At 61.9% G+C, this 24,630-nt stretch carries 22 protein-coding genes and 1 tRNA gene; 12 read left to right on the top strand and 11 right to left on the bottom strand.

Annotated elements, in window-relative coordinates; genetic code table 11:
* Positions 1-3: 3 nt before the first annotated feature.
* The 7 genes from EY713_RS02135 to EY713_RS02165 form a co-directional block, all read right to left on the bottom strand.
* The gene (locus EY713_RS02135; protein ID WP_131113356.1) at positions 4-495 is read right to left on the bottom strand and encodes a hypothetical protein; all 492 of its coding nucleotides are present in this window, start codon (positions 493-495) and stop codon (positions 4-6) included.
* Positions 496-526: 31 nt separating this feature from the next.
* Positions 527-1,000 carry a transcription elongation factor GreA gene (gene greA, locus EY713_RS02140; RefSeq protein ID WP_131113357.1) on the bottom strand — a complete coding sequence of 158 codons (474 nt, stop codon included), beginning with the start codon at positions 998-1,000 and terminating at the stop codon, positions 527-529.
* Positions 1,001-1,220: 220 nt separating this feature from the next.
* Positions 1,221-4,565 (bottom strand): carbamoyl-phosphate synthase large subunit, encoded by a 3,345-nt coding sequence (gene carB / locus EY713_RS02145; RefSeq protein WP_131119154.1) that lies wholly within the window; start codon positions 4,563-4,565, stop codon positions 1,221-1,223.
* Between the two features lie 264 nt (positions 4,566-4,829).
* Positions 4,830-5,441: a hypothetical protein gene (locus tag EY713_RS02150; RefSeq protein ID WP_131113358.1), complete on the bottom strand. Its 612-nt coding sequence runs from the start codon at positions 5,439-5,441 to the stop codon at positions 4,830-4,832.
* Positions 5,442-5,671: 230 nt separating this feature from the next.
* Positions 5,672-5,869: a DUF2158 domain-containing protein gene (locus tag EY713_RS02155; protein ID WP_131113359.1), complete on the bottom strand. Its 198-nt coding sequence runs from the start codon at positions 5,867-5,869 to the stop codon at positions 5,672-5,674.
* Positions 5,870-5,987: 118 nt separating this feature from the next.
* Entirely contained in the window at positions 5,988-6,902 is a 915-nt protein-coding gene (gene hemF, locus EY713_RS02160; RefSeq protein ID WP_131119156.1) for an oxygen-dependent coproporphyrinogen oxidase, read from the bottom strand.
* 32 nt (positions 6,903-6,934) lie between these two features.
* Positions 6,935-7,405, bottom strand: coding sequence for a tRNA (cytidine(34)-2'-O)-methyltransferase (locus EY713_RS02165; RefSeq protein ID WP_131113360.1), 471 nt, complete (start codon positions 7,403-7,405; stop codon positions 6,935-6,937).
* Between the two features lie 256 nt (positions 7,406-7,661).
* Here EY713_RS02165 and petA point away from each other — a divergent pair, with 256 nt between their 5' ends.
* From petA to EY713_RS02185, 4 genes are all read left to right on the top strand, one after another.
* Positions 7,662-8,186, top strand: a complete 525-nt coding sequence (petA, locus tag EY713_RS02170) for a ubiquinol-cytochrome c reductase iron-sulfur subunit (RefSeq protein ID WP_413771034.1) — start codon at positions 7,662-7,664, stop codon at positions 8,184-8,186.
* 49 nt (positions 8,187-8,235) lie between these two features.
* Complete coding sequence (locus tag EY713_RS02175) at positions 8,236-9,516, top strand: cytochrome b (RefSeq protein WP_131113361.1); 1,281 nt, start codon at positions 8,236-8,238, stop codon at positions 9,514-9,516.
* 49 nt (positions 9,517-9,565) lie between these two features.
* Entirely contained in the window at positions 9,566-10,438 is an 873-nt protein-coding gene (locus EY713_RS02180) for a cytochrome c1 (RefSeq protein ID WP_131113362.1), read from the top strand.
* A 204-nt stretch (positions 10,439-10,642) separates the two neighbouring features.
* A complete protein-coding gene (locus EY713_RS02185) occupies positions 10,643-10,876 on the top strand; it encodes a hypothetical protein (protein ID WP_245572857.1) in 234 nt (77 codons plus the stop codon).
* A gap of 130 nt (positions 10,877-11,006) precedes the next feature.
* Here the strand turns inward: EY713_RS02185 and EY713_RS02190 are convergent, their stop codons facing one another.
* Positions 11,007-12,362, bottom strand: a complete 1,356-nt coding sequence (locus EY713_RS02190) for an aminotransferase class I/II-fold pyridoxal phosphate-dependent enzyme (protein ID WP_131113363.1) — start codon at positions 12,360-12,362, stop codon at positions 11,007-11,009.
* A gap of 238 nt (positions 12,363-12,600) precedes the next feature.
* On the opposite strand from EY713_RS02190, the gene EY713_RS02195 reads away from it, so the two are divergent.
* Together EY713_RS02195 and EY713_RS02200 are read left to right on the top strand one after the other, a co-directional pair.
* Positions 12,601-13,770, top strand: coding sequence for a polysaccharide biosynthesis/export family protein (locus EY713_RS02195; RefSeq protein WP_131113364.1), 1,170 nt, complete (start codon positions 12,601-12,603; stop codon positions 13,768-13,770).
* 187 nt (positions 13,771-13,957) lie between these two features.
* Positions 13,958-14,731 (top strand): CDP-alcohol phosphatidyltransferase family protein, encoded by a 774-nt coding sequence (locus tag EY713_RS02200; protein ID WP_131113365.1) that lies wholly within the window; start codon positions 13,958-13,960, stop codon positions 14,729-14,731.
* A 27-nt stretch (positions 14,732-14,758) separates the two neighbouring features.
* On the opposite strand, the gene EY713_RS02205 is transcribed toward EY713_RS02200, so the two are convergent.
* Complete coding sequence (locus tag EY713_RS02205) at positions 14,759-15,550, bottom strand: SDR family NAD(P)-dependent oxidoreductase (protein WP_245572859.1); 792 nt, start codon at positions 15,548-15,550, stop codon at positions 14,759-14,761.
* Positions 15,551-15,693: 143 nt separating this feature from the next.
* Between EY713_RS02205 and tdh the strand changes: the two genes are divergently transcribed.
* The 3 genes from tdh (at position 15,694) to EY713_RS02220 (ending at position 19,377) form a co-directional block, all read left to right on the top strand.
* Complete coding sequence (tdh, locus tag EY713_RS02210; protein ID WP_165490997.1) at positions 15,694-16,785, top strand: L-threonine 3-dehydrogenase; 1,092 nt, start codon at positions 15,694-15,696, stop codon at positions 16,783-16,785.
* 180 nt (positions 16,786-16,965) lie between these two features.
* Complete coding sequence (locus tag EY713_RS02215; RefSeq protein WP_131113366.1) at positions 16,966-17,709, top strand: hypothetical protein; 744 nt, start codon at positions 16,966-16,968, stop codon at positions 17,707-17,709.
* Positions 17,710-17,868: 159 nt separating this feature from the next.
* Complete coding sequence (locus EY713_RS02220) at positions 17,869-19,377, top strand: L,D-transpeptidase family protein (protein ID WP_210215302.1); 1,509 nt, start codon at positions 17,869-17,871, stop codon at positions 19,375-19,377.
* A gap of 113 nt (positions 19,378-19,490) precedes the next feature.
* On the opposite strand, the gene EY713_RS02225 is transcribed toward EY713_RS02220, so the two are convergent.
* The gene (locus tag EY713_RS02225) at positions 19,491-22,427 is read right to left on the bottom strand and encodes an ATP-binding protein (RefSeq protein ID WP_131113367.1); all 2,937 of its coding nucleotides are present in this window, start codon (positions 22,425-22,427) and stop codon (positions 19,491-19,493) included.
* A 304-nt stretch (positions 22,428-22,731) separates the two neighbouring features.
* Between EY713_RS02225 and EY713_RS02230 the strand changes: the two genes are divergently transcribed.
* From EY713_RS02230 to EY713_RS02240, 3 genes are all read left to right on the top strand, one after another.
* Entirely contained in the window at positions 22,732-23,103 is a 372-nt protein-coding gene (locus EY713_RS02230) for a phasin (RefSeq protein ID WP_131113368.1), read from the top strand.
* A gap of 236 nt (positions 23,104-23,339) precedes the next feature.
* Positions 23,340-23,416, top strand: a tRNA-His gene (locus EY713_RS02235).
* 212 nt (positions 23,417-23,628) lie between these two features.
* Positions 23,629-24,159 carry a Ros/MucR family transcriptional regulator gene (locus EY713_RS02240; RefSeq protein WP_131113369.1) on the top strand — a complete coding sequence of 177 codons (531 nt, stop codon included), beginning with the start codon at positions 23,629-23,631 and terminating at the stop codon, positions 24,157-24,159.
* A gap of 25 nt (positions 24,160-24,184) precedes the next feature.
* Here EY713_RS02240 and EY713_RS02245 read toward each other — a convergent pair whose 3' ends face one another.
* Entirely contained in the window at positions 24,185-24,553 is a 369-nt protein-coding gene (locus tag EY713_RS02245) for a response regulator (RefSeq protein WP_131113370.1), read from the bottom strand.
* Between the last annotated feature and the right edge of the window lie 77 nt (positions 24,554-24,630).

Consider the following 24,630-nt stretch of genomic DNA (forward strand, 5'->3'; position numbering starts at 1 on the left):
CGGCTAGAGGTTCATCTCGCGGCGCAGCCAATAGGCGAACTGATAGGCGAGAGAATCGACCCGAATGGCATCGATGCCTTCGGTGTAATAAGCGCCGCTATAGCTCGGCGACAGGGTCGTCAGCACGTGCGTGGACGCGATCTCCCGTCCACCGCTCATCACGATGCCGTCGCCCTCGATGGTATCGTTGGGGCCGATCGCGTCGACCGTGTAACCGCCCGCATAGGACGTGAGAGACATGTAGCGAATCCGCGCCACCAGCGTTGGCGCCCGCGGATCCGTTGGTGTCAGCAGATCGGCGAAGACTTTTCGCATTTGGCCGGGCAGCACTCGTTGCAAGGCGGCCGCCGATCCGCCGCCGCCATATTGCAGCAGCGGCGAGGTATCGACCCCGATCGCGCGGAATGAAGTTGCGGCTTGCGCCGATGCGGAACCCGCGACGGCAACGAGCGGCACCGCGACGATTGCGCCTAAGAAGCGGCGGCGATCCAGCATTGACATCTCCACACGCGAGGCCGAAACCGGCTTACTTGAAGGTCACTTTCAGGATTTCGTAGCTTTTGCCGCCGCCGGGCGTGTTGACCTCGACGGTGTCGCCCGGCTTCTTGCCGATCAGAGCACGCGCTGTCGGAGACGTGATCGAAACCTTGCCGCTCTTCACATCGGCTTCGTTCTCGCCGACGATCTGATAGACCTTCTCCTCGTCCGTATCTTCGTCCACCAGCGTCACCGTCGCGCCGAACATGACGCTCGAGCCGGAGAGTTTGGAGACGTCGATCACCTCGGCGCGCGACAAGCGGTCCTCGAGTTCGGCAATCCGCCCCTCGTTATGCGACTGCGCTTCCTTCGCGGCGTGATATTCGGCATTTTCGGAAAGGTCGCCGTGCGAGCGAGCTTCGGCGATCGCCTGAATGATGCGAGGCCGTTCTTCCTGCTGACGCATCTTCAATTCCGCTTCCAGCGCGGAATGGCCAAATGCGGTCATCGGCACTTTATCCATGAGCTTCGTCTCTTTCGGCATCACATCGAGGTCGGTGCAAACGCAACGCCTCGCGCTTTCGTTCAAGTCCCGCGACCGGTCGCCGGCCGGGATGGATCCTCATCGGCGAAAATCGCTTCGCCGTCGTGGCCTGACAATAAGCCATCGCGGTCAAACCGTCATCAGCTTGACCGCGATTGATCAGGGTCGATGGAGCGGCAGGTCGCCGTCCCATCATGTTTTAGTGAAAGTAATCCTGCAAGGCGCGGATCTGCAGATCACCGCCGCGATAGGCTTGGATCCCCTGCGTGGCCGCCACCGCGCCCGCCAGCGTCGTGTAATAGGGCACTTTGTGAAGCAGAGCGGCCTGGCGGATCGAGCGCGAGTCAGACAGCGCCTGCGCGCCTTCGGTGGTGTTGATCACCAGTTGAATCTCGCCATTCTTGATGAGGTCGACCACATGCGGCCGACCCTCCGACACCTTGTTGATCTTCTGCGCCGACAGCCCGGACGCCTGCAGCGCCCGCAGGGTGCCACCCGTCGCCTGGATCTTGAAGCCGAGATCGAGCAGCAATTCGATGCTGGCCATGATGCGCGGCTTGTCGCTGTCCTTTACCGAAACGAACACCGTACCGGCGGTCGGCACCTTGGTGCCCCCGCCGAGTTGGCTTTTCGCGAAGGCCACGGCGAACGAGCGAGCAAGCCCGATCACTTCGCCGGTCGACCGCATTTCCGGGCCGAGCACGGTATCGACGTTGGGAAAACGAGCGAACGGGAAGACGGCTTCTTTCACGCCGACATGCTGTTCTTTGGCCCGAGATCCGAGATCGAAGGACGCGAGCTTCTCGCCCGCCATCACGCGCGAGGCGATCTTGGCCAGCGGCAAGTTGATGACCTTGGAGACGAACGGCACGGTGCGGGAGGCACGCGGGTTGACCTCGAGCACGTAGATCTCGCCGTCCTTGATCGCATATTGCACGTTCATCAGGCCGCCGACGTCGAGTGCCAGAGCAAGCTTCTTGGTCTGTGCCTCGATCTCGGCCATGACCTCCGGGGTCAGCGAATGGGGCGGCAACGAGCAGGCCGAATCGCCCGAATGGATACCCGCCTCCTCGATATGCTCCATGATGCCGGCCACGAACACCTCCGTGCCGTCGCAAAGCGCATCGACGTCGATCTCGGTCGCGTCCGACAGATAGCGGTCGAACAGCAGCGGATTGGTGCCCAGCACCGTGTTGATCTGACCGGTCTTGTCGTTCGGATAGCGCGCCTTCACGTCGGACGGCACCAGCCCGGGTAATGTGCCGAGCAGGTAATCGTCGAGCGCTTGCCCGTCCCGGATCACCGCCATGGCACGGCCGCCAAGCACATAGGAGGGTCGAACGACCAGCGGAAGGCCGAGGCTTGCGACGACGAGGCGCGATTGCTCGACCGAATAGGCAATGCCGTTCTTCGGCTGCTTCAATCCGAGCTTATCGAGCAGCCGCTTGAAGCGGTCGCGATCCTCCGCGAGATCGATCGAATCGACAGAGGTGCCGAGCACCGGAATGCCGGCCTTCTCGAGCGCGGTCGCGAGCTTCAGCGGCGTCTGGCCGCCGAACTGCACGATGACGCCCTTCAGGGTTCCGTTTTCCTGTTCCTTGCGGAGGATCGCCAGCACGTCTTCGGCCGTCAGTGGCTCAAAATAGAGACGGTCGGAGGTGTCATAATCGGTCGACACGGTCTCCGGGTTGCAATTGATCATGATGGTTTCGTAGCCGGCGTCGCTCAATGCGAAACAGGCATGGCAGCAGCAATAGTCGAACTCGATGCCCTGTCCAATCCGGTTCGGACCACCGCCGAGAATCACGATCTTGTCGCGATCGGTCGGGCGAGCCTCGTCGGCGGGAGCACCGGCGAGCGCGCCATGGCTTCCGAAAGGAGCCGCATAAGTCGAATACATGTAGGCGGTCGGCGAGGCGAATTCGGCCGCGCAGGTGTCGATCCGCTTATAGACCGGCACGACGCCGAGCGCGTGTCGCAAGGCCGCGATCTCTGTTTCGGCCATGCCCGACAGCGCGGCGAGCCGCGAATCGGCAAAGCCGGCCGCCTTGAGGCTTCGCAGGTTGCCGGCGGTCTTCGGCACCCCGAAACGACGGACTTTGGTTTCAAGATCGACGATCTCCTGCAACCGCTCGATGAACCAGCGATCGATCCGGCAAACCTCGTAGATATCGTCGTGGCTCATGCCGTGACGGAGCGCCTGCGCGACATTGAGCAGCCGATCGGGGGTCGGGCGGCCCAGCGCGGCCCGGAGGGTCGCCCGATCGTCGCCCCGTCCGAGCCCTTCGATCTCGATCTCGTCGAGACCCGACAAGCCGGTTTCGAGCGAGCGAAGCGCCTTTTGCAGGCTTTCGGCAAAGGTCCGGCCGATTGCCATCGCTTCGCCGACCGACTTCATCGAGGTCGTAAGGATCGGGTCGGCGCCCGGAAATTTCTCAAATGCGAACCGCGGGATTTTAGTGACGACATAGTCGATCGTGGGTTCGAACGAGGCCGGCGTGGCGCCGCCCGTAATGTCGTTGGCGATCTCGTCGAGCGTGTAGCCAACCGCGAGTTTCGCGGCCACGCGGGCGATCGGGAAGCCGGTCGCTTTCGAGGCCAAGGCGGAGGAGCGCGACACGCGAGGGTTCATCTCGATCACGATCATCCGCCCGTTCTCGGGGTTGATCGCGAATTGCACGTTGGAGCCGCCGGTTTCGACGCCGATCTCGCGCAGGACCGCGAGACTCGCGTCCCGCATGATCTGATATTCCTTGTCGGTCAGCGTCAGAGCCGGCGCGACCGTGATGCTGTCGCCCGTATGGACGCCCATCGGATCGATATTTTCGATCGAGCAGACGATGATGCAATTGTCCGCCTTGTCGCGGACCACCTCCATCTCGAACTCCTTCCAGCCCAGCACGCTTTCCTCGACCAACACGTTGCTGGTCGGGGAGGCGTCGATGCCGCGCTCGATGATGTCGATGAATTCGGCCTTGTTGTAGGCGATGCCGCCGCCGGTTCCGCCCATCGTGAAGGACGGCCGGATGATGGCCGGCAGGCCGATATCGTCGATGATCGCCAAGGCTTCGGACAAGGAGCTGATCTGATGCGAGCGGGGCGTATCCAGGCCGATTTTCGTCATCGCGTCGCGGAACAATTCGCGATCTTCGGCCTTGTCGATCGCGGCCGCCGTGGCGCCGATCAATTCGACATCATGCTCCGCCAAGGTGCCCATCTTTTCGAGCGCCAGCGCGCAATTCAGCGCCGTCTGGCCGCCCATCGTCGGCAGGAGCGCGAAGCCGCCCGGCACGGCGTGCCGCTCCAACGCGATAATCTTAGCCACGATGTCGGGCGTGATCGGCTCGACATAGGTGCGATCCGCCATGTCCGGATCGGTCATGATCGTGGCCGGGTTCGAATTGACCAGGACGATCCGATAGCCTTCCTCGCGCAGAGCCTTGCAGGCCTGGGTCCCGGAATAATCAAATTCGCACGCTTGCCCGATAACAATCGGACCGGCGCCGATGATCATGACTGTCGAGATATCGGTCCGTTTCGGCATCATGTCCCCAGGGCGGCAAGAGCCGCAATTGCGCGTCGGCCGCGATCAAACACGCGCCGTTCTAAGCGGGGGCGGAACGGCTGGCGATGAAAACGGCTGGTTTTTCTTAGCTCCGGACATGAGTCCGGCCGGCGGGTGTCAGTAGACGGAAAGTGACCAATTGGAAAGCGCGCTCGCGCGAGGTCGGCGCCTCGACACAAAAATGCCCGGCACGGGAGGCCGGGCATTCGGTTCAATGACGCGTCAGATCAGCCAGGCGGCAGATCACATGGGCGGAACGATACCGTCCTTGCCGACCGCCATGAAGCCCTTGTCGAACGTATCCGGCGCAGTGCCCGGAGCCGCCGCCATGAACACGGCCGCGCCCGGCTTCACGTCCGCCGCCGTTGCGCCCACGATCGTCACGATCGGAACGTTCGGCGGGATCGTCACTTTCTTCTCGCCACCCTTGTACGACAGCGTCACGGTCTGGCCGTCCACACCCTGAACGGGGTTGCTGACGGTGGCATTGGTCATCTGGCTGTTGGGCTTCAGATCCCACCCGTAATCGCCCTCACCGGTGCCGCGCATCGCGTCCGGAAACACCACGACTTCGAGGGCCTTGGCGCCATCCGGCCCGACCGTGTTGGCGGTGCCGATGAAGGTGCCTTGCTTGATGTCGGCCAGCGACGCCTTGACGACCCCGGCCACTTTCCAATTGTCGCCGAGCGTGAGCGTCACGTCCTTGCCTTCGCGGGTCTTGATCGTCACCTTCGCGCCATCGACGGACGCAACCGTGCCGCGAACGTGGACCGGGTCGGCCGCAAATGCGCTGACGCCGGAGAGAAGCAGGAGCGCGCCGGCGGCCGCCGCGACTGTTGAGTGTGAAAACGTCATGGGATGATCTTTCATTGGCAGAACCCCGGGCCTGCCGTCCGCTCGGTCGCGGGGCAAGCAACGGGTATGCGCGTTGGATCGGAGCAGGCCGAACGAGCCGGGCTGCTGAACGAGAACCGCTCGGTCATTCATACGAACGCCGAAGGACGATGATTACGTCGCCTTAAAACGAAAAAGAGCCGAACAATCGTTCGGCTCTGATCCCCTCCTGACACAACCGATCCGTCGGATCAGTGACCCAGCGGCTCGTCGTCGACTTCTTCGATCTCGGCTTCGACCAGACAGAACGCCGGAACGGTGCCGGTCTTGATGTCGTCGCTCATCTCGCCGTACCAGAGAACCTGGACGCCTTCGGCGCCCTCTCCCGTCACGATCATGGCCGGGCCACCGGCCTTGAGTTGAACGATATCGCCCTTTTTGAAGTCCATAGCAGATCCTCCGCATGGGGTGACGCCGCCCCGGTTGGGTTGACGCGCGCGGCGTCTAACACGACCCAACGCCGAAGCCTAATCCCCATCGTCGCATATAGCTAACGCCGCCGGCCGGTCACGGCCACTCGACGCGAGGAGGCAGCGACGACAAGATCGATTCGACGTTGCCTCCCGTTTTCAAGCCGAAGATCGTGCCGCGATCGTAAAGCAGGTTGAATTCGACGTAACGTCCGCGTCGAACGAGTTGCTCGCGCTCGTTGTCGCTCGTCCAGCCCGTTCCGAAGTTCCGCATGGCGAGTTTCGGATAGATATCGAGAAACGCCTCCCCAACCGCTTTCGTGAAGGCAAGATGCGGGTCGAAAGCATCTCCCGAGAGGTAATCGTAGAAAATACCACCGATGCCGCGCGGCTCGTTCCGGTGCTTCAAGTGGAAATAGTCGTCGCACCACGTCTTGAACTTGTCATAGGGCGCGACCGCCGCGTGATCCGCACAGGCTTGTCGGAAGGCGGCGTGAAAATCCTGGGCATCTGGATCGTCCTGCTGGCGTCGCTTGTCCAGCACGGGCGTCAGGTCGGCTCCACCGCCGAACCACGATTGCGTCGTGACCACGAAGCGGGTGTTCATATGAACGGCCGGAACGTTCGGGTTCCAGGGATGAGCGATCAGCGAGATGCCGGACGCCCAGAAGCGCGGGTCGGCTGCGGCGCCCGGGATCGTGGCGGCAAATTCCGGCGCAAAGGTGCCGAAGACGGTCGAGGAGTGAATACCGGCCTTCTCAAACACCCGCCCCTTCAGCATGGCCATCTTGCCGCCGCCGCCGGGTGCGCCGGTATGATCGCTGCGCGACCACGCCTTCCGTTCAAACCGGCCCGGCTCCGCTTGCGCCAGCGGGTGGCGGGGGCCGTCGGCTGCGTCTTCCAGCGCCTCGAAGGCGGCCACCAACCGGTTCTGTAACGTCTCGAACCATGCGCGCGCCGTCGCCTGTTGGCTGCTGGTTCGATCGGCAGCCGCACTCTCCGGATCCGCCATACGGTCGGAGCTTCCATCGACGTCAATCCGGTTCACACCAACCTCCCTCTGGTTTGCCGAAGCGCTTCCCCGAGCACCATCGCGGCCGTGACGGCGACGTTGAGTGACCGCATCCCAGGCCGCATCGCGACGCGCAACCGCGCATCCGCCGCCGCATGAACCGTGTCGGGCACACCCGCCGATTCACGGCCCACCATCACCATGTCGTCCGGCGCAAAATCAAAATCGAGATAATCCGTCTCACCGAGGGTCGTGAGAAGCACAAGCCGCCGCGGCCTCTCCGCAACGTCGGTTCGCATGGCCTGAAAAGCCGCGAAGGACGCGTAATGCGTCAGGCCGAGAGTATCGAGATAATCCATACCGGCCCGCCGGAAGTGCCGGTCCGACACCGGAAAACCGGCCGGCTCGATCAGCCCGGCCTCGATGTCGAGGCACGCGCACAGGCGCAACATCGTACCGGCATTCTGCGGGATATCAGGCTGAAAGAGGACCAGTTGCAACATCGACCGGCCCATACGCCGTTGACAGGAGATCGCCAAGTTCTTTCACGGGAGGGCCGACCGTCCTCACACCACTCTGGACACGAGTTTCGAACGATGCCAAAAAACAAAGGCGTCCACGTTCTGTCGCCTCAGGCGTCTCGGTCGCATTGCGCTGTTCACGCGGCGGATTTAAGACAACGAGCATAAAAATAAATTCAAGGTGAGGATCGGGCGAGAGTCGCCGAACGCGGCCCCCTTGTCAGGAATGGAGCAGGTTTTGACTTCTGCGACGATTGCGCCCGGAACCCCGACCCGCCGAGACTTCCTGTTCATCGCGACCGGTGCCGTGGGCGCGGTCGGGCTCGGCGCGGTCGTTTGGCCGCTGATCAACCAGATGAATCCCGACGCCTCGACGCTGGCTCTCGCATCGACCGAGGTCGATATCGGCAAGGTCGATGTCGGCCAGATCCTCACCGTCAAATGGCGTGGCAGCCCGGTTTTCGTTCGGCACCGTAATCCGAAGGAGATCGCGGATGCCGAAAACACGCCGATTAGCGATCTGATCGACCCGCAGACCGATCAGGAACGGGTGCAAAAGCCCGAATGGCTCGTTGTTGTCGGAGTGTGCACGCACCTCGGCTGCGTGCCGACCGGTCACGAAGGTCCCTACGAAGGTTGGCTCTGCCACTGTCACGGGTCCGTCTACGATACATCTGGACGGGTGCGACATGGGCCGGCCCCCAAAAATCTGGCGGTTCCGAGCTACGCCTTCCTGACCCCGACCAAACTAAAAATCGGCTGAGAGCCACCCATTCGCCGCAAGACCGCGCTCCGTTGAAAGAAGACCAGATATGAGCGGACCTTCGACTTACGTTCCACAGAACGCGTTCCTGCGGTGGTTTGAAAGCCGTTTGCCGATCATCGGCCTCGTCCATTCGTCTTTCATTGCGTTTCCGAACCCAAGAAACCTGAATTATTTCTGGACGTTCGGCGGAATGTTGGCCTTCATGCTGATCGCCCAGATCGTGACGGGCGTCACTTTGGCCATGCATTACACGCCCGAGTCGACGCTCGCTTTCGCATCCGTCGAGCACATCATGCGCGACGTGAATTTTGGCTGGCTGCTCCGCTACTTGCATGCGAACGGCGCCTCGATGTTCTTCATCGCGGTCTACATCCACATCGCACGCGGGCTGTATTACGGCTCCTACAAGGCTCCGCGCGAAATCCTTTGGATCCTCGGCGTCATCATCTTCCTGCTGATGATGGCGACCGCTTTCATGGGCTACGTGCTGCCCTGGGGCCAGATGAGCTTTTGGGGCGCGAAGGTCATCACCAGCCTGTTTTCCGCCATTCCGCTCGTCGGCGATTCGATCACGACCTGGCTTTGGGGTGACTATTCGGTCGGCAATGCCACGTTGAACCGGTTCTTCTCGCTGCATTACCTCTTGCCGTTCATGATCCTCGGCGTCGTGGTGCTGCATATCTGGGCGCTCCACGTTCCGGGATCGAATAATCCGGTCGGCGTCGAGGTGAAGAGCCAGAAGGATACCTTGCCGTTCCATCCTTATTTCACGGTCAAGGACGGCTTTGCGCTGGCCTGCTTCCTGCTGTTTTACTGCTACTTCGTGTTCTATGTGCCGAACTATCTCGGCCATGCCGATAATTACATCGAAGCCAATCCGCTCGTGACGCCAGCCCATATCGTGCCGGAGTGGTACTTCCTGCCCTATTACGCGATGCTGCGAGCCGTTCCGTCCAAGCTCGGCGGCGTCTGTGCCCTGTTCGGTTCGATCCTCCTCCTGGCCTTCCTCCCCTGGCTCGATACATCGCGGGTCAGGTCGTCCAACTTCCGCCCGCTCTATCGCGGCTTCCTGTTCATGTTCTTCCTGACCGTGATCGGCCTCGGCTATTGCGGATCGCAAGAGCCGGTCGGCGCGGTTGTGATCTGGTCGCAGATCCTGACCGCCTATTACTTCATCCACATTCTCGTCATCTTGCCGGTGCTCGGCCTGTTCGAAACACCTCGGAAATTGCCGACATCGATCACCGAGGCGGTTTTGGGACCACGAGGGTCGTCGGCCGCGATGATGGGTGCTCAAACAACCGCCGGCCCACCCACCAAGGGATGACCGATCCCCTTCGATCGAGACGCGACGTGGTCCGAACCGGAATTCAACGATGATCTTCAAAACGCCTCTGCTTCTCAGGACGGCCGTGTTGGCGGGGCTTATGGTCGGCGCCCTGCCGGCTCTCGCCCAGGAAGCCGAAACCCCGACGCCGGCCAAACAATCCTGGTCGTTCGGCGGTCCGTTCGGGAAATTCGATCCCGCGCAGTTGCAGCGCGGCTACCAAGTTTATCGCGAGGTCTGCTCGAACTGCCATTCGATGCACTACATGTCGTTTCGCAACCTGTCCCAGCCCGGCGGGCCGGCTTTTTCCGACAGTCAGGTCAAGGCCCTTGCCTCGACCTTCAAGGTTCAAGACGGCCCCAACGACGCCGGCGATATGTTCGATCGTCCCGGCCGCCCGTCGGATCCGTTTCCCTTGCCGTTCCCCAACGAGCAGGCGGCTCGTGCAGCAAACGGCGGAGCCTTACCGCCGGACATGTCGGTGCTGGCCAAGGCGCGTGAAACCTCTCAAGGCTGGTACGGCTTTCTGCTGACGCCTTTCACCCAGTATCAGGAAGAAGGCGTCGATTATATCGTCGGCATCCTGAACGGGTATGACGAGCCGCCAAAGGACTATGTTCTGCCGGCCGGGAAATATTACAACACCTACTTCCCGAATCACGCCATCTCCATGCCCAAGCCACTCAGCGATGGTCAGGTGGATTACACGGACGGATCGCCGAAAACCGTCGCGCAATATTCGCACGATATCGCGGCCTTTCTCATGTGGACCGCAGAGCCCAAGCTCGATCAGCGGAAGTCGACGGGACTGACCGTGATCGTCTTTTTGGCGGTCTTCGCGGGCTTGCTCTATGCCATCAAGCGACGCATCTGGGCCGGGCTTCACGACGTGAGCGGCACGCCGATCGACCACCGCGCCTGACCCCGACTCCGGCCCGACAAGCCTCAGGGCTCGTCAAACGCAAAAGCCTCATCGAGAACGATGAGGCTTTTTGTTGGATGGTCCTGGGAAGGTTTGAAAGGTGGGCCGTTTATGGCGCATTGATACCCGCTTCCTGTATTCGCCATCGAACGTTCATCTGCCACAGCCTAACTACGGTGGGTCAACAATCGATGGATGCGTTCCGTGCCTGACGACATACAACAGCCCTCACTTTCCAATCCGATGCCTTTGCGGCTCGACCCGACCTTCGTGGTGGGCATGGACCGAAACGGGTCCTGGCTCGCCATTGAGACGCATGGGTTGGGGGGCGGCATCTTCCTCGATCGAGACGCGGCGACCCATTACGCGGAATTCGAAACCGGGCATCGCCCCGGATCGGTGCTCGTTTCGACCGATCTCGTCCAACTGCGCTTCTGATCGCAACGGCGAGAGCCGGGCGACCTCGCTCCGTCAAAAAAAAAAGCCTGATCTTGGTCGCAACCGAGATCAGGCTTTTTTTTTATAACTGCGATCCGCTCATGCCATCACGTGCCGTAAGCGAGATTTTTTACTTCAAGCGTTTGAGGATCGCGCGGCTATCGCCGACCGCGGCGAGTTCTTCGGCGACGATCGCGACCGTGCGGCGGATCTGTTCGGCCGTATGTTCCGACGTGATGAAGAAACGGAGCCGGGAGGTTCGCTCCGGAACAGCCGGATGAATAATTGGCTGAACATTGACGCCGCGCTCGAACATTTTCTGGCTGAGCACCACCGCGACCAGCGAATCATAGACGATGACCGGGATAACGGCCAAGCCGGTGGTCGTGCCGATATCGAGATTGTGCTCGCGCGCGACCTGGCAGAACAGCGCTCCGTTCTCCCTCAGCCGGGCAACACGTTCGGGTTCAGCATGGAGCGCATCGAGCGCGGCCGAAGCGGCGGCCGCCATCGCCGGCGGGAGACCGACGCTGTAGACGAAGCCGCCCGACGTGCATTTCAGAAACTCGATCAAGGCCGCGCAGCCGGCGATATAGCCGCCGCAGCTCGACAAGGTCTTCGATAGCGTGCCCATCCAGATATCGACACTGCGCGGGTCGATGTCGGCGTGTTCGAACAGACCTGCGCCGTCATGTCCGAGGACGCCGAGCCCGTGCGCGTCGTCCACCATCAACCAGGCGCCATGGCGATGCTTGAGAGCGATCAGCGCCGCGAGATCCGGCACATCTCCGTCCATGCTGTAGAGACCCTCGACCACGATCAGCACCCGTTTGAACTGCGGGCGGAGCGAGACAAGAAGCTGTTCGAGCGACGCGATGTCGTTATGCGCGAACGAGCGACGTTCCGCGCGCGACATCGTCGCCCCCATGATGATGCTGTTATGCGCGAGTTGATCGTGCAAAATTAGGTCGCGCGGCCCCATCAGGGCGCCGATGGTCGACACGTTCGTCGCATGGCCGCTGACGAAGACCGCACAGGCCTCCTGTCCGTAGTGGGCCGCGAGCTTTGCCTCGAGCTCCTGGTGGACCGGTCGCTCTCCCGCGACGACGCGGCTTGCCGACGACGAGGTGCCATAGTCGTCGATCGCGCCTTTGGCGGCGATCCCAACCGACGGATGACCGTTCAGGCCAAGGTAATCATAGGAGGAGAAATTATCGTAGGTCGCGCCGTCGATGACGGTCGTGGCCCCGGCCCGCACCGAATGGGTACGGAAAAATGGATTGTCGATCCCAAGCGTTTCGGCGGCGGATCGTTGGATCTTCACCTCCTGGTAGCCAGGCAACGTGGTGAAGTCGGTCATAGCATGAAAACGCGAGACCGTCGGCAATTCAGGTTCGAAGACATCGGCGCCACGTCGTGTGGCAACAAGCTTTTCCAGAGATTGCCGCGCATTCACGGGCAGCGCGCTTTGACTACTTCGACCCATTACTCATTCCTTCTCGCGAAGAAGGATCGTACTGCAGTAAAGGTTGACGTTCCAGCATGCCCCCGCAACTGATTTTATCGGCGCGTCAAATAAGTCACACTTGGTGGCCTTGTTTTGGCTTCTCGGCCACACTGAACGGATTCATGCTTTAGGGACCTTTGTGTGAGAAGCCTATAAAATGCTACACGCCATGCGCGGCGTTCGACCACGGTCGGGCAAATGAAGTGAGGCTAGCTTGATGGTTCGTGGTCCGATGGTGTTGCTCGCACTGTGTTCGGTGTTGGCCGGCTGCTCGTCTTTACCGAGCGATGGACCATCCGCGAAGGACGTGCTGCAGCAATCGAAGCTCAACGGCGACGAAAAAGGGCCGAGCCGTTACGAGATCGTGGACATCGACTCGGCCGCCGTTTCGGTCCTGCGGCGTCGTGCCCCGGATGGGTTCTCGTCTCACTTCGGCGATTACCGACCCTCAGCCGATCTCCGCATCGGTGTCGGCGACTATGTGACCGTGACGATCTGGGAAGCCGGCGCCAACGGCTTGTTCTCTGCTCCGCTCATGACGGATCGCTTTTCGACCGGGGCGAAGAGCTCGACCATTCCGGATCAAGCGGTTGGTCGCGACGGCACGATCTCGGTGCCTTACGCGGGTCGCATCAACGTCAAGGGTCAGACGACCGAAGCCGTTCAGCACACGATCGAAGTGGCGCTCGAGGGCAAGGCCATTCAGCCGCAGGTGCTGGTCAACGTCTCGCGCCCCATCAGCAATACCGTCACGGTGACGGGTGAGGTCGCGGCCGGTGCCCGGGTGCCCCTCACGGCCAAGGGGGACCGCATTCTCGATGTGGTCGCGACCGCCGGTGGCGTCCGCGCGCCTGTCAACGAGACCGTGGTTCGCCTGTCTCGTGGGAGCACGACCGTCTCGGTGCCGATGACCCGCGTGGTCAGCAATCCGCGCGAAAACGTGTTCATGCGGCCTGGGGACGTTCTCACCCTCGTCCGCGACCCGCAATATTTCCTCGCCTACGGTGCGACGAATTACAGCCAGAAAGTCCCGTTCGAGGCCGACTCGATCAGCCTGTCCGAGGCAATCGCCAAGGTTGGCGGATTGCAGGATCAGCGCGCCGACCCATCGGGCGTGTTCGTCTTCCGCTACGAGCCGCCGGCCATCGCCCGCGCGCTTCGCCCGAATACGACCTTGGCGGTCAACGGCTGGGTGCCCGTCGTCTATCGGCTCGACATGCGCGACCCGGCAAGCCTGTTCGTCGCTCAGGGCTTCCCGGTGTTCAACAAGGACATCGTGTTCGTCTCAAACGCGCCGATCACGGAAGCCACGAAGGCCTTCCAGATCTTCAATCTGGTTGCGTCGCCGGTCTCGACGGGGGCCAGCCTTTCGACGGCACTCCGCTAGTCGGACCCACGTCCACGCGAAACTTCAACCCTGTTGCGGCGATGCAACAGGGGGTTTTCGTTTGTGCTTAGAAGCATTTAGCCCTCGCGGGCGACCGGGCCGTCATTCTTGTGCTTTGACAAAACGGTTCTGGCACGGCCTATCGTTGCGATTACGGCGCGGTTGAAGCCAAGGGGTTCCCCAGCACATGCAGCCGATGAAGCGGATTCAGGGCAACATTGTCGCCCGGCAAGAGCGGCGTTTCCTCAACTGGGCTTGCTCGGTCATGCCGGAGCAGGTCTCGTCCGACCATCTCACGGCCTTCGGCGTTTTCGGCGCTGTTCTGGTCGTCGTTGGCTATGTGGCCGGTCGCTCGAACGTCGACTTTCTCTGGATCGCCGCTCTCGGTTACGTCATTCACTGGTTCGGCGATTCGCTCGACGGTAGCTTGGCGCGGTACCGCAATGTCTCACGTCCGCGCTACGGCTACTTTCTCGACCATTCGCTCGACGTCTTCTGCATCGTTCTGATGGTGGGCGGCATGGGGCTGAGCTCCTTCGCCCGGATGGATGTCGCGATGTATGTCGTGGTGGCCTATCTGATCCTCGCGATTCATGTTTTCCTGAAAAACCATGTCACCGGCACCTTCCAACTGTCCTTCATCGCGCTCGGGCCGACCGAACTTCGGATGGTCTTCGTCGCCATCACGGTCTGGATGATCATTCAGGGCGGCGATAGCTACCATCTCGCGCTTCCGGGTGTGTCGGGCTACGACATCGCGCTGCTGGTCACCGGAACGGTGCTGTTCACGCTCTTCATCGTCAATTCGGTCACGATGGTACTGCATCTCCGCGCTCTCGAGGGCGACGGTCGCCGTCCGCTCCCCGCGATCGAACCCGCTCGCGCGGCCGGCGCGCGTCAAGCCTCCGACATCGCGCGCGATCGTCGCTCCGCCTCGGTTCAGGAATCGAGCGCCTACTAGCCAGACCTCTACGTCCGGCGGGTCTTTTCAGCTGCGACGTTTCGCCGAGACTTGAAACAGCGTCATGGCCCGCCGCAGCACCTGCTCGGGCACGAATTGCGACAACCGCGAGACCGTCGCCAAGGTCCAGGGAAATGCGATGGTGGCCTGATTTCGGGCGAGGCCCGCCACGATGCGCTCCGCTGCCTGGTCGGCGCTGATCTCGAAGGGCTTCCATCCCCCGAACGTCTTGGACATCGGCGTCGTCACGAAGCCCGGACAGACCACGTTGACGATGACGCCCTGCGCGGCCGAAACCTGCCGAAGCGCGAGCCCGAACGTCAGCAGCGCAGCCTTGCTGCCGCTATAGGCCGCAGCATCCGGCAACGGCGCATAGGCCGAGAGCGAACTGACCAGCACGATCCGCCCATGCCGCCTCTCCTGCATTCGCGGGAGCATCGGCATGACAAGGTTGAGGGTTCCGACCAGATTGACGTCGAAAATATCATAGACCTGCTGGCCGCGCTCGGGATGTCCGCCCTCCAGCGCGCCGGCCGAGATGCCCGCATTGGCGATGAGGCAGTCGATCCGGTGGCGGCCATCGAAGGCTTCAACCCATTCGGCCAACCCGGCCCGATCCCGCGTGTCGAGCGTCGCGGTCTCGACCGTGGCACCGCGAACGCGACAAAGGGCGGCGACGGTCTCGAGCCGGCCGGCGTCGCGCCCGACGAGCCCCAGAACGGCGCGCGGATAGGCGGCGAGGCGTGCCGCCAAGGCAGCCCCGATGCCGCTCGAGGCTCCGGTGAGGACAATGACGCGATCAGGCAGGTCTTTTTTCATGCGCTGGACCATAGGGACAGCCTTCACCTCCGCCTAGAGCCGCCTCGGACGAGAGCGGGTCAATCCACGGCTCGACCGTGCCAAAAAGGTGATCGCTCGTCGCACCGCGATCCAGTCTTTGCGGCCTCGCCTTGGATCGGAGTATGACCAAGGCATCGATCGTCACCGGCTCGGAGATCCATGTGAAAGCGCTCGTCAAAGCCAAGGCAGAACCGGGAATTTGGATGAGTGACGAGGAGGTCCCGACGATAGGGGCGGACGATGTGCTGGTGCGCGTCAACAAGACGGGCATCTGCGGCACAGATATCCACATCTTCCGGTGGGACGAATGGGCCCGGAAGACTATCCCGGTGCCGATGGTGGTCGGACATGAGTTTGCCGGTGAGATCGTCGAGGTCGGCAGCGCCGTCAGAGGTCTCGCGGTCGGGATGCGCGTGTCGGGCGAAGGGCATGTGATCGGCCATCGCAGCCGGGCCAGTCGGGCCGGGAAGTTTCATCTCGATCCCGAGACACGCGGCATCGGCGTCAATATCCCCGGCGCTTTCGCCGAATTCGTGAAGGTTCCGGCTTTCAACGTCGTGGCTCTGCCGGATGATGTCGATGACGAACTCGGCGCCATTCTCGATCCGCTCGGCAACGCGGTGCACACGGCCCTCAGCTTCGATCTCGTCGGAGAGGATGTCTTGATCACCGGCGCCGGACCGATCGGCATCATGTCGGCCGCCATCGCGCGCCACGTCGGCGCGCGCCATGTCGTCATCACCGACGTCAATCCCACCCGTCTCGCTCTCGCGAGCGAGGTGGCCGACTGCACGCCGGTCGACGTGTCGAAGGAGGATCTGCGATCGGTTATGGATCGGCTGAAGATGCGCGAAGGCTTTGACATCGGCTTTGAGATGAGCGGTTCCGAGGCGGCATTCAAACAGATCACCGACAACCTGCTGATGGGTGGAAAGCTGGCCATGCTGGGTCTGCCGGCGAAGCCGTTTCCGGTCGACTGGAGCAAACTGGTGTTCAAGATGATCACCATCAAATGCATCTACGGACGCGAAATGTTCGAGACCTGGCACAAGATGCTGGCGATGCTGCAGAGTGGTCTCGACGTTCGGGGCGTCATCACCCACAGGTTTGGTGCCGACGATTTTGAGCAAGGCTTCGATCTGATGAACCGGGGCGCTTGCGGCAAGGTCGTTTTAGATTGGACGGTTCAAGCGGCGCGGACGCCCCATCTTTGAGCGAATGCTTTCGAGTCGACGCGTTGCTGTCAGGCGACACCCAAGAGAGAAGATGCTGCGCCGACCGTCACTTTGCCACCGAACGCCGGATTGTGCGTTAGAGATGCTGTGGGCTCGCATCCATGGCCGACGGCCGGGCGAGCGGCGTCGGTTTATGGGCGCGAGCGAAGGGGAGACTTTATGTCGATGAAGGTTAAAGCCTGCGTGATCGCGGCCCTTACGGTGGTTTCAGCGCCGGCATTCGCGTGCAACGGGCCCAAAACACTTTTCACCGACAATTTCCGCGAGGTCGATGCAAGCTGGGGCCTTGATTCACCGGACGTGTCCGTCGAGGACGGCAAGGTCAAGGTCAAGGCTCAACCCGATATTTCGAACCTGCTGATCTACAAGGGTCTGTTGTTCAGCGACGCAGACTTCTGCCTGTCGTCGCGCATGCCGAACGTCGTGGCGAACTCCGACAATACGATGGCTGGCCCGATTTTTTGGGCACAGGATTATGACAATTACTACATGTTCATGATCACCCCGAGCGGTTATGCCGAGATCACCCGCAAGGTGCAGGGCAAGTGGATCGACGTCATCCCGTGGCGGCAGGATACCAACATCAAGCGGGCAGCCGGCTCGACGAACGTGCTCGAGGTGCAGACCCGCGGCGACAGCATCACGACCTTCATCAACGGGGCGAAGTTTCAGACCGTGAAAGGCCAGGTGCCGGAGGGCGGCGGACAGATCGGCATGCGGGCTCAATCCGAGAAGGATCAGGTCGATACGTGGAAGTTCAGCAATCTGAAAGTGACCGATCTTCCGCCGGTCGATGCGTCGGCCGCCACAAATCCGCCGACACCCGCTGCTGCGCCGACACCCGCTGCTGTCGTGACGCCTGCTGCACCTGCACCCGCAACGACGCCGACCCCCGCTCAATAAGCAACACCGTCCGAGAATCAGCCAAAGTCACGGAAGTACCTTATTCAAGACCTATCTGTGGCATTGGCCGTTGCTAGACATAGCTTTAAGCCTGCAGCTTCTCGGTTGCGCGCTTAAAGCTATCGTCACCAACCTTTCTCGCATTGGGTCTTGCGCCGCATGATGGGTCTCGCTTTCCGGAAACAGATCTGGTCGTCGTCCGTCGGACTGGCGTCCCTTGCGGCCGTTTTTTCCACGACGGCGATTGGCGGCCATGCTTTCGCGCAAGCGACTAGCGTTCCCGCCCCGATCACGGCGGCTCCGGTGCCGGCTCCGAGCGCCCCTCCCGCCGCAAAGACCGAAGCGCCCGCCCTGATCCCCGCCCCTGCGCTTCCGGCTCAGCCGGCAATTCCAGGCACGGCCGCATCGGTTCCGCCAGCGACCCTCGCAGCACCGGTCGCCCCGCCCGTGGCTGCAGCCTTGAAGCCGAAGCGCAAGGTGCCGATCGCACCGCCGCGTGAAACCGCTTTATCGACCGACCCGAATCCGACGTTGACCCCGGAGACGTTTTTCGCAACCGCAAAAGCGTCTGAGCGCTATGCCGCAATCGCGGACGCGGGCGGTTGGCCGGTGATCGAAGGACCGCTGTCACCGAGCAGCAAGGGTCGCCCCGTTTCGACACTGCGTCTGCGTCTTGCTATTGAAGGCGACCTCAATGCGGTCGGTCATTCCGGAGCGGGCGTCAATCCGCAAGAATCGCCAAGCATGTTCGACACCCGTTGGACACCTGACCTGACGAGTGCGGTCAAACGCTTCCAGATCAGGCATGGATTGAAGGACAATGGCGTCGTGGCCGGCGCCACGTTAAAAGCCCTGAACGTCTCGGCCCGAACCCGCTTCACCGAACTGGCATCGAGCGCGCAGCGGCTTGCGGGTCGGAATTTCTCGTTCCCCGAACGTTATGTGGTGGTCAACCTCCCATCGGCCTCGGTCGAGGCGGTCGAGAATGGACAAGTCGTGCATCGTTACGTGGCAGTCGTCGGCAATGCCGAACATGCCTCGCCGGAAGTCGATGCCAAAGTCGTCGCGGTCAATCTGAACCCGACCTGGACGGTCCCGACCTCGATTATCAAGAACGAGATCATTCCCAAGATGCAGAGGGATCCGGGTTATCTCGCGCGCGAGAAAATCCGCGTCCTCGACAATGCCGGCAACACGGTCAATCCGGCGTCGATCGATTGGAAGAGCCAGCGGGCGGTCAACTACACGCTTCGGCAGGATTCGGGAAAAGCCAATTCGCTCGGATCCATCCGCATCAACATGCCGAATAAATACGCCGTCTATATGCATGACACGCCCGCCAAGCACCTGTTTGGCGGCGATTACCGGTTTCTCTCGCATGGTTGCGTGCGGGTTCAGGGCGTCTACGATCTCGCGGCTTGGCTGCTGCGCGATAGCCTCGGCGCACCGGATGGACTGTGGAGCCGCGAGGCCATCGAGGCCCGGATCGCCGATGGGCAGCATGAGGAAGTGCGCCTGAAGCAGGCCGTTCCGGTGTCCTGGGTTTACTTGACCGGATGGGCCAACGGCGACGGCGTCGCCAACTTCCGCGACGATGTCTACGGCATCGACACGGTCGGCGCCCCGGCCGAAGCACGGGCTGACCCGGCGGTCGTCCCGTCAAACTGAGACGCCGATCGTCCGTGCAGGAGCGTCAGCACCTGAAAGCAACTTGACGATCGCGATAACCTGACGCTCGCGCTTTCTGTTGGCGCGACGTCGCCAACGCCCGGTTGCCGTCTTTACTCGGCTGGCATCCGCATCGGCTCGGCCGGCAAAGCTTTCAGGACGATCTCGACCAGCGTGCCTTCATGTTTGCGGCTCTTGATCGTGAGAGACGCATGGTTGGCCTCGACCAACGCGCGGGTGAGCGGAAGCCCAAGCCCGCTACCGCCCCGCACCGTCGAGGTCGCCATCTGACGGAACGGCTCCATGGCCATTCCGATCTCGTCATCCGACATGCCGACGCCCGTATCGCGAACCCGAACCGCGACATCACCGGCGTCGTTCACGGCCGTCGAGACAATCACCTGCCCGCCGGGCTCGTTAAACTTCACGGCATTCGACAAGATGTTGGTCACGACCTGTCGAAGCGCCTGCTCGTCGACGAGCGCGGCCGGAAGGCGGGACGCGAGCGACAGGCGCATGATGACCCGCTCGCGGTGAGCCGTCGCCTGCATCTGGCTCACACACTCGCCGACGACGCGATTGGCATCGACAGCCGCCATGCTCATCTCGAGCCGCCCCGCCTCGACCTTCGACAGATCGAGAAGATCGCTGACGAGATGCATCACATGTGCTCCCGCTTCGTGGATGTCCCGCAGGTAATCCGTGTAGCGCGGATTACCGATCGGCCCGAAACGCTCGTCCAGCATGACTTCGGTAAAGCCGAGGATGGCGTTGAGCGGTGTGCGAACCTCGTGGCTGACCTTGGCCAAGAAGTCCGACTTGCTGGCTTTCTCGAGGTCGAGGTCGCGCTGCGCCGCCGCGAGGTCCTGCGTCGCCGCCGTCGCGACCGTCGCGCTGTGAAAAAGGACGCAGATCGTCGTCGATCCTATCGATTTCGCGCTCATGTTCACGCTCGAGGGCGCGCCTCGCGTCCGGCCAACGACCTCGATGGACGCCGGCCCGTCGGCGTCGCCCGACGAGCGGTTCGCGATCACCTCGAGGGAGGCCGCGTGGCTCTCGGGTTCGAGCAGACGCGTGATTGATTGGCCTGCGACCTCGTTGGCGACGCAGTCGAACAGCCGTTCTGCAGCGGCGTTCATCTTGCGGAGACGGCCCTCAAGGTCGAGCACCACCACCACGTCGGAGACGAGATCGAGGATCTGCGACGCCTCGGCCGCTTCCGCATCGCGGCGGCGAAGCTCGAATTCCAAGGTTTGGAGTTTGAAGATCCGATCCGTGGCGAGCCGGAAGCTCGCCATCAACAGAGGTCGGTCGCCAAGCGCGATGGGCTGCACACGTCCCTCGACCGCCACGATCTGTCCGGCCGCGTCGGTGATCGGGAAGGCCCGATCTTGCGCGCCCGCTTCGACATGCTGAAGATCCAGTCCGCCCAGCAGATGTCTCAATCCACCAACCTCGGCCAAAGCCTCGGGGGACGCGTAGGATGTCAGGGTGCGGAAGGTCTGGTTGACGTAAATTGGTCGATCCGCATCCATCAGCAGAATGGCAGCCGGAAGCTGCTCGATGACGTCGAGCGCCTCGCGCGGCAGACCATCGAGCAGAGTCTGTCGCTCTGAAACGACCGGTGCGATGGTGTCGGGCAACACGGGCTCGTCGTCGACCTTGCCCCCGAGAGCTCGCGCGATTTCCTGAAAAGCAGACCGCTCGAGAGACGAGAGATCGCTTCGGGCGTCCTCGGTCCAAGCGTCGACCGGATCCAACGGCTTGGGTGGGCCCGACCAAGGCGCCATCTCGCTCCCGAGAAGATCACGGACCGGAGCCGGCGCGCCACTGGCCTGCTGGAGCCATTGGTTCGGCCGCAAGGCGACGACCTTCGAGGAATAGGACGAGTTTTGATGCGGTTCGGCAGACAATTCTTGTGGATCGGGCAGATTTGGCCCGGCCTTATTGTCCGGAGACGCAAGGGCCGCCGGGGTGATCGAACCCTCGTCACCCGTTGCTGCAGGCACACTGTCGCTCGACGGTTCATCGTCCGGCGGAACGGACAAACCGGCGTCCCTGTTCGAAAGCGGGGTTGTTGCGGCAGAATCGAGAGAGGCCGTATCGGGCGACGGAGCACGCGACACGGCGGTCAGATCGGCCACGCCGAAACCGCGAAATCCATTCGGGTCGCCGGCCTGATCGACGAGCGGCACGGCCCCGAGCGTCGCCTGCACGGCAAGCTTGCTCTCGACGATCGGCCATGGAAGCGTCAGCCCCTTCCACGTCGCGTTGGACGTGAATGCCGTAGCGAGCTTGCGATCGGGATCGCACCCAAGCGCCTCGAGTGATTTGGCCAAGGATTGTCCGACCAGCGATGTCGCGACATTCATGCCGAAGAGGTCAGCAAGCCCTCCCGACATATCGACCACGCGACCCTCACGGTCGGTCTGCCATCGGAACCGCGACGAAGGCTGCGCCGCCAAGCGAGCCTGCAGCGCGTCAGGCATGTCGAGCGGCTCGACCTGCGGCTCCGCCAGGTCGGGCGCGGCTCGCTCTTGCGCCAACGCGCGAGGCTCGCCCTGCTCTGCCGTCGAAGGGGCATCCTCGGGGACGGGGAGCGGAGCGGCAGACGACTCGGGTAACGCGGGGAGCGAGAGCGCATTATCCGCACCATGACGGCGATCCGGCGCCCCGGGCAGCAGCACACCATAGGCCACCTCGCCGGACGCGAGCAGGTGTCGTGTGAACGCGAGGGTCGCGTTCCGCGACCGCGACCCGGACCCGATGCGGAGACGTTCGAGGCTGCGGGAGTGATCGACCGGTAACGCGATCAAACGACGGCGTATCGCCTCACCGTCCGGTCCGCCGAGATAATCGAGAGCAGCATCGGGATCGTCGCGACCCACCAGATCGATGGCGGCGCGATTGGCCCAGACGACACGCAGCGGTAAACCAGCAAGGATCCAAAGCGCACCGGCCGGAACGTCGTCGCCCGCGCGGCTATGACCCGCCACGACGCGTTTCACGTCATCGCCGCTAAGCGACGGCTCGACCGTTTCTGAGCTCATGCCTGAGGCCACCTACTCCCGGCCAGCGCATACCGACCAACCGCCAGCATCACCCAAGAATGACTCGAGTTTTACTGAATGTCATACTTAACAAACTGTTAGGGGAACTGGCAACCTCGCCCAAGCGTCTATCTACGTGCTGCCGCAGTTATGAACGGCTTTCGCCGTCATGGTGCAGTGCACAATGACGTTGCACTGCAACAATTGGTGCATTATGGAGGTGACGCGCAAGGTCCTTGTCATTGAGAGGGGCCGCGCGCAGCGGCGGCTTCAATGTCGAAGCGCCTGTGCAGGGAGTTTTACGATGACGTCTTCGAATTACGAGATCCCCAACGAGATGCGCGACTTCGCTGAAAAGAGCGTCGATCAGGCCCGCAAGGCGTTCGAAGGTTTCATGGGAGCGGCCCAGAAGGCTGTCGGTCAGGTCGACGAGAGCACATCGTCGGTGCAGAACAATGCCAAGGCGGTCGGCGGCAAGGCGATGGGCTTCGCTGAAGAAAACATCCGCTCGGCTTTCGATCATGCTCAGCGCCTCGTTCGCGCCAAGGATGTGCAGGAAGTCCTGTCGATCCAGTCCGAATATCTGCGGACGCAGATGACGACCATCCAGGAACAGGCCAAGCAACTCGGCTCGTCGATCCAGGGCGCCGTTCACAACGCGACCGAAGCCAAGTAAGGCAAAGACAGACAACGGGTCGCCCCGAACTCGATTGCTTGCCCAAACGGCATGACACCGGCTTGGACGACCCGCCCGTCGTTACACTCTGAAGTCTGCCGCCGAAAGGCGGCATTTTTCGTATCGAGGGTCGCTCTGCCATCGCGCATCGGCGAGCGCCAGGGGTTCGTCGGCGATGATGCAAACTCGGCCTTGCGCTTCGCGGGCTTTGCTTTTAGAACGCGTTTCCTGTGTTGGCCGCCATAGCTCAGTTGGTTAGAGCGCTAGATTGTGGATCTAGAGGTCCCCCGTTCGAGCCGGGGTGGTGGTACCACTTTTCACGCAGATCGATCGTGGATGGCTTATCCGATCGACACGCGCCATCAACCCGAAGTGGGTGTTTGGCGGGATTGCTGGCCCAGGGTCACTCGGTTTCCGCCATAGTAATACGGGGGATAAGGCAAGCAGATCTTCGCAAATTGTGCTTGACCCTGCTTGCGTTGTTACTCTGGCGCCCTTATCTCGGTTCAAGCAACGGAGATCGAGATGAGCGAATCAGCCTCTACCGAAGACTATATCCAAATCGCTGCCGATATCGTCTCCGCCTTCGTCAGCAATAACGCCGTGCGAGTTAGCGAATTGCCCAGCCTCATCGAGGCTGTTCACACGTCGTTGGTGAAAGCGGCGGAACAGAAAGTGGAAGAGCCCGTCGCCGAAGCGAAAGCTCCGGCTGTTCCCGTCAAAAAGTCGATCACCGACGAATTCATCATCTGCCTGGAAGACGGCAAGAAGTTCAAGTCGCTGAAGCGTCATCTCAGCACCGCCTATAATATGTCGCCCGACGAGTATCGGACGAAGTGGGGTCTGAGCCCCGACTATCCGATGGTGGCTCCTGCCTATGCTTCGGCCCGATCAAGTCTGGCGCGCCAAATGGGTCTCGGGCGCAAACGCGACGATGCTCTCGAAGAGGTCGCAACCACGGCACCGACCCATATGGAAGAAGCTCCCCAGGCGGCTTTGGCCGCGGAGGCGCCACGCAAACGTGGTCGTCCGCGCTCGATGAAGACGGCCGCTTAGGATTGAAGAACCGCTTGATCGATCGCTAGGCGGATTTCCCGAGCGCCTCGATCTGCTCGATGAGCTTGGTAAAGTCGATCGGCTTGGGGTGGTAATCGTCGCACCCCGCCGCGATGGCCTTTTCGCGATCGCCGGACATGGCATGCGCCGTCAGGGCGATGATCGGGATATGCTTGGTGGTCGCATTCGATTTGATGGTTCCGGCCGCGGTCCAGCCGTCCATGATCGGCAGGTTCATATCCAGCAGGATCACGTCGGGTTTGTCGGACACAGCCTTGTCGACGCCGCTTTGGCCATCGGTCGCGAGCACGACATCATAGCCACGGCGCTTGAGACGCCGCGACAGGAAGTCCCAGATTTCCTCGTGATCTTCGACAAGTAGAATACGCATCATCCGGTCTATACAGGTTTCCGCCCAAATTGGTTGCATAATGAGGACCGATAGCGGCCATCGCGCTCTGGGGTCACCAT

The sequence above is a fragment of the Lichenihabitans psoromatis genome, from assembly GCF_004323635.1.
Classification (GTDB): domain Bacteria; phylum Pseudomonadota; class Alphaproteobacteria; order Rhizobiales; family Beijerinckiaceae; genus Lichenihabitans; species Lichenihabitans psoromatis.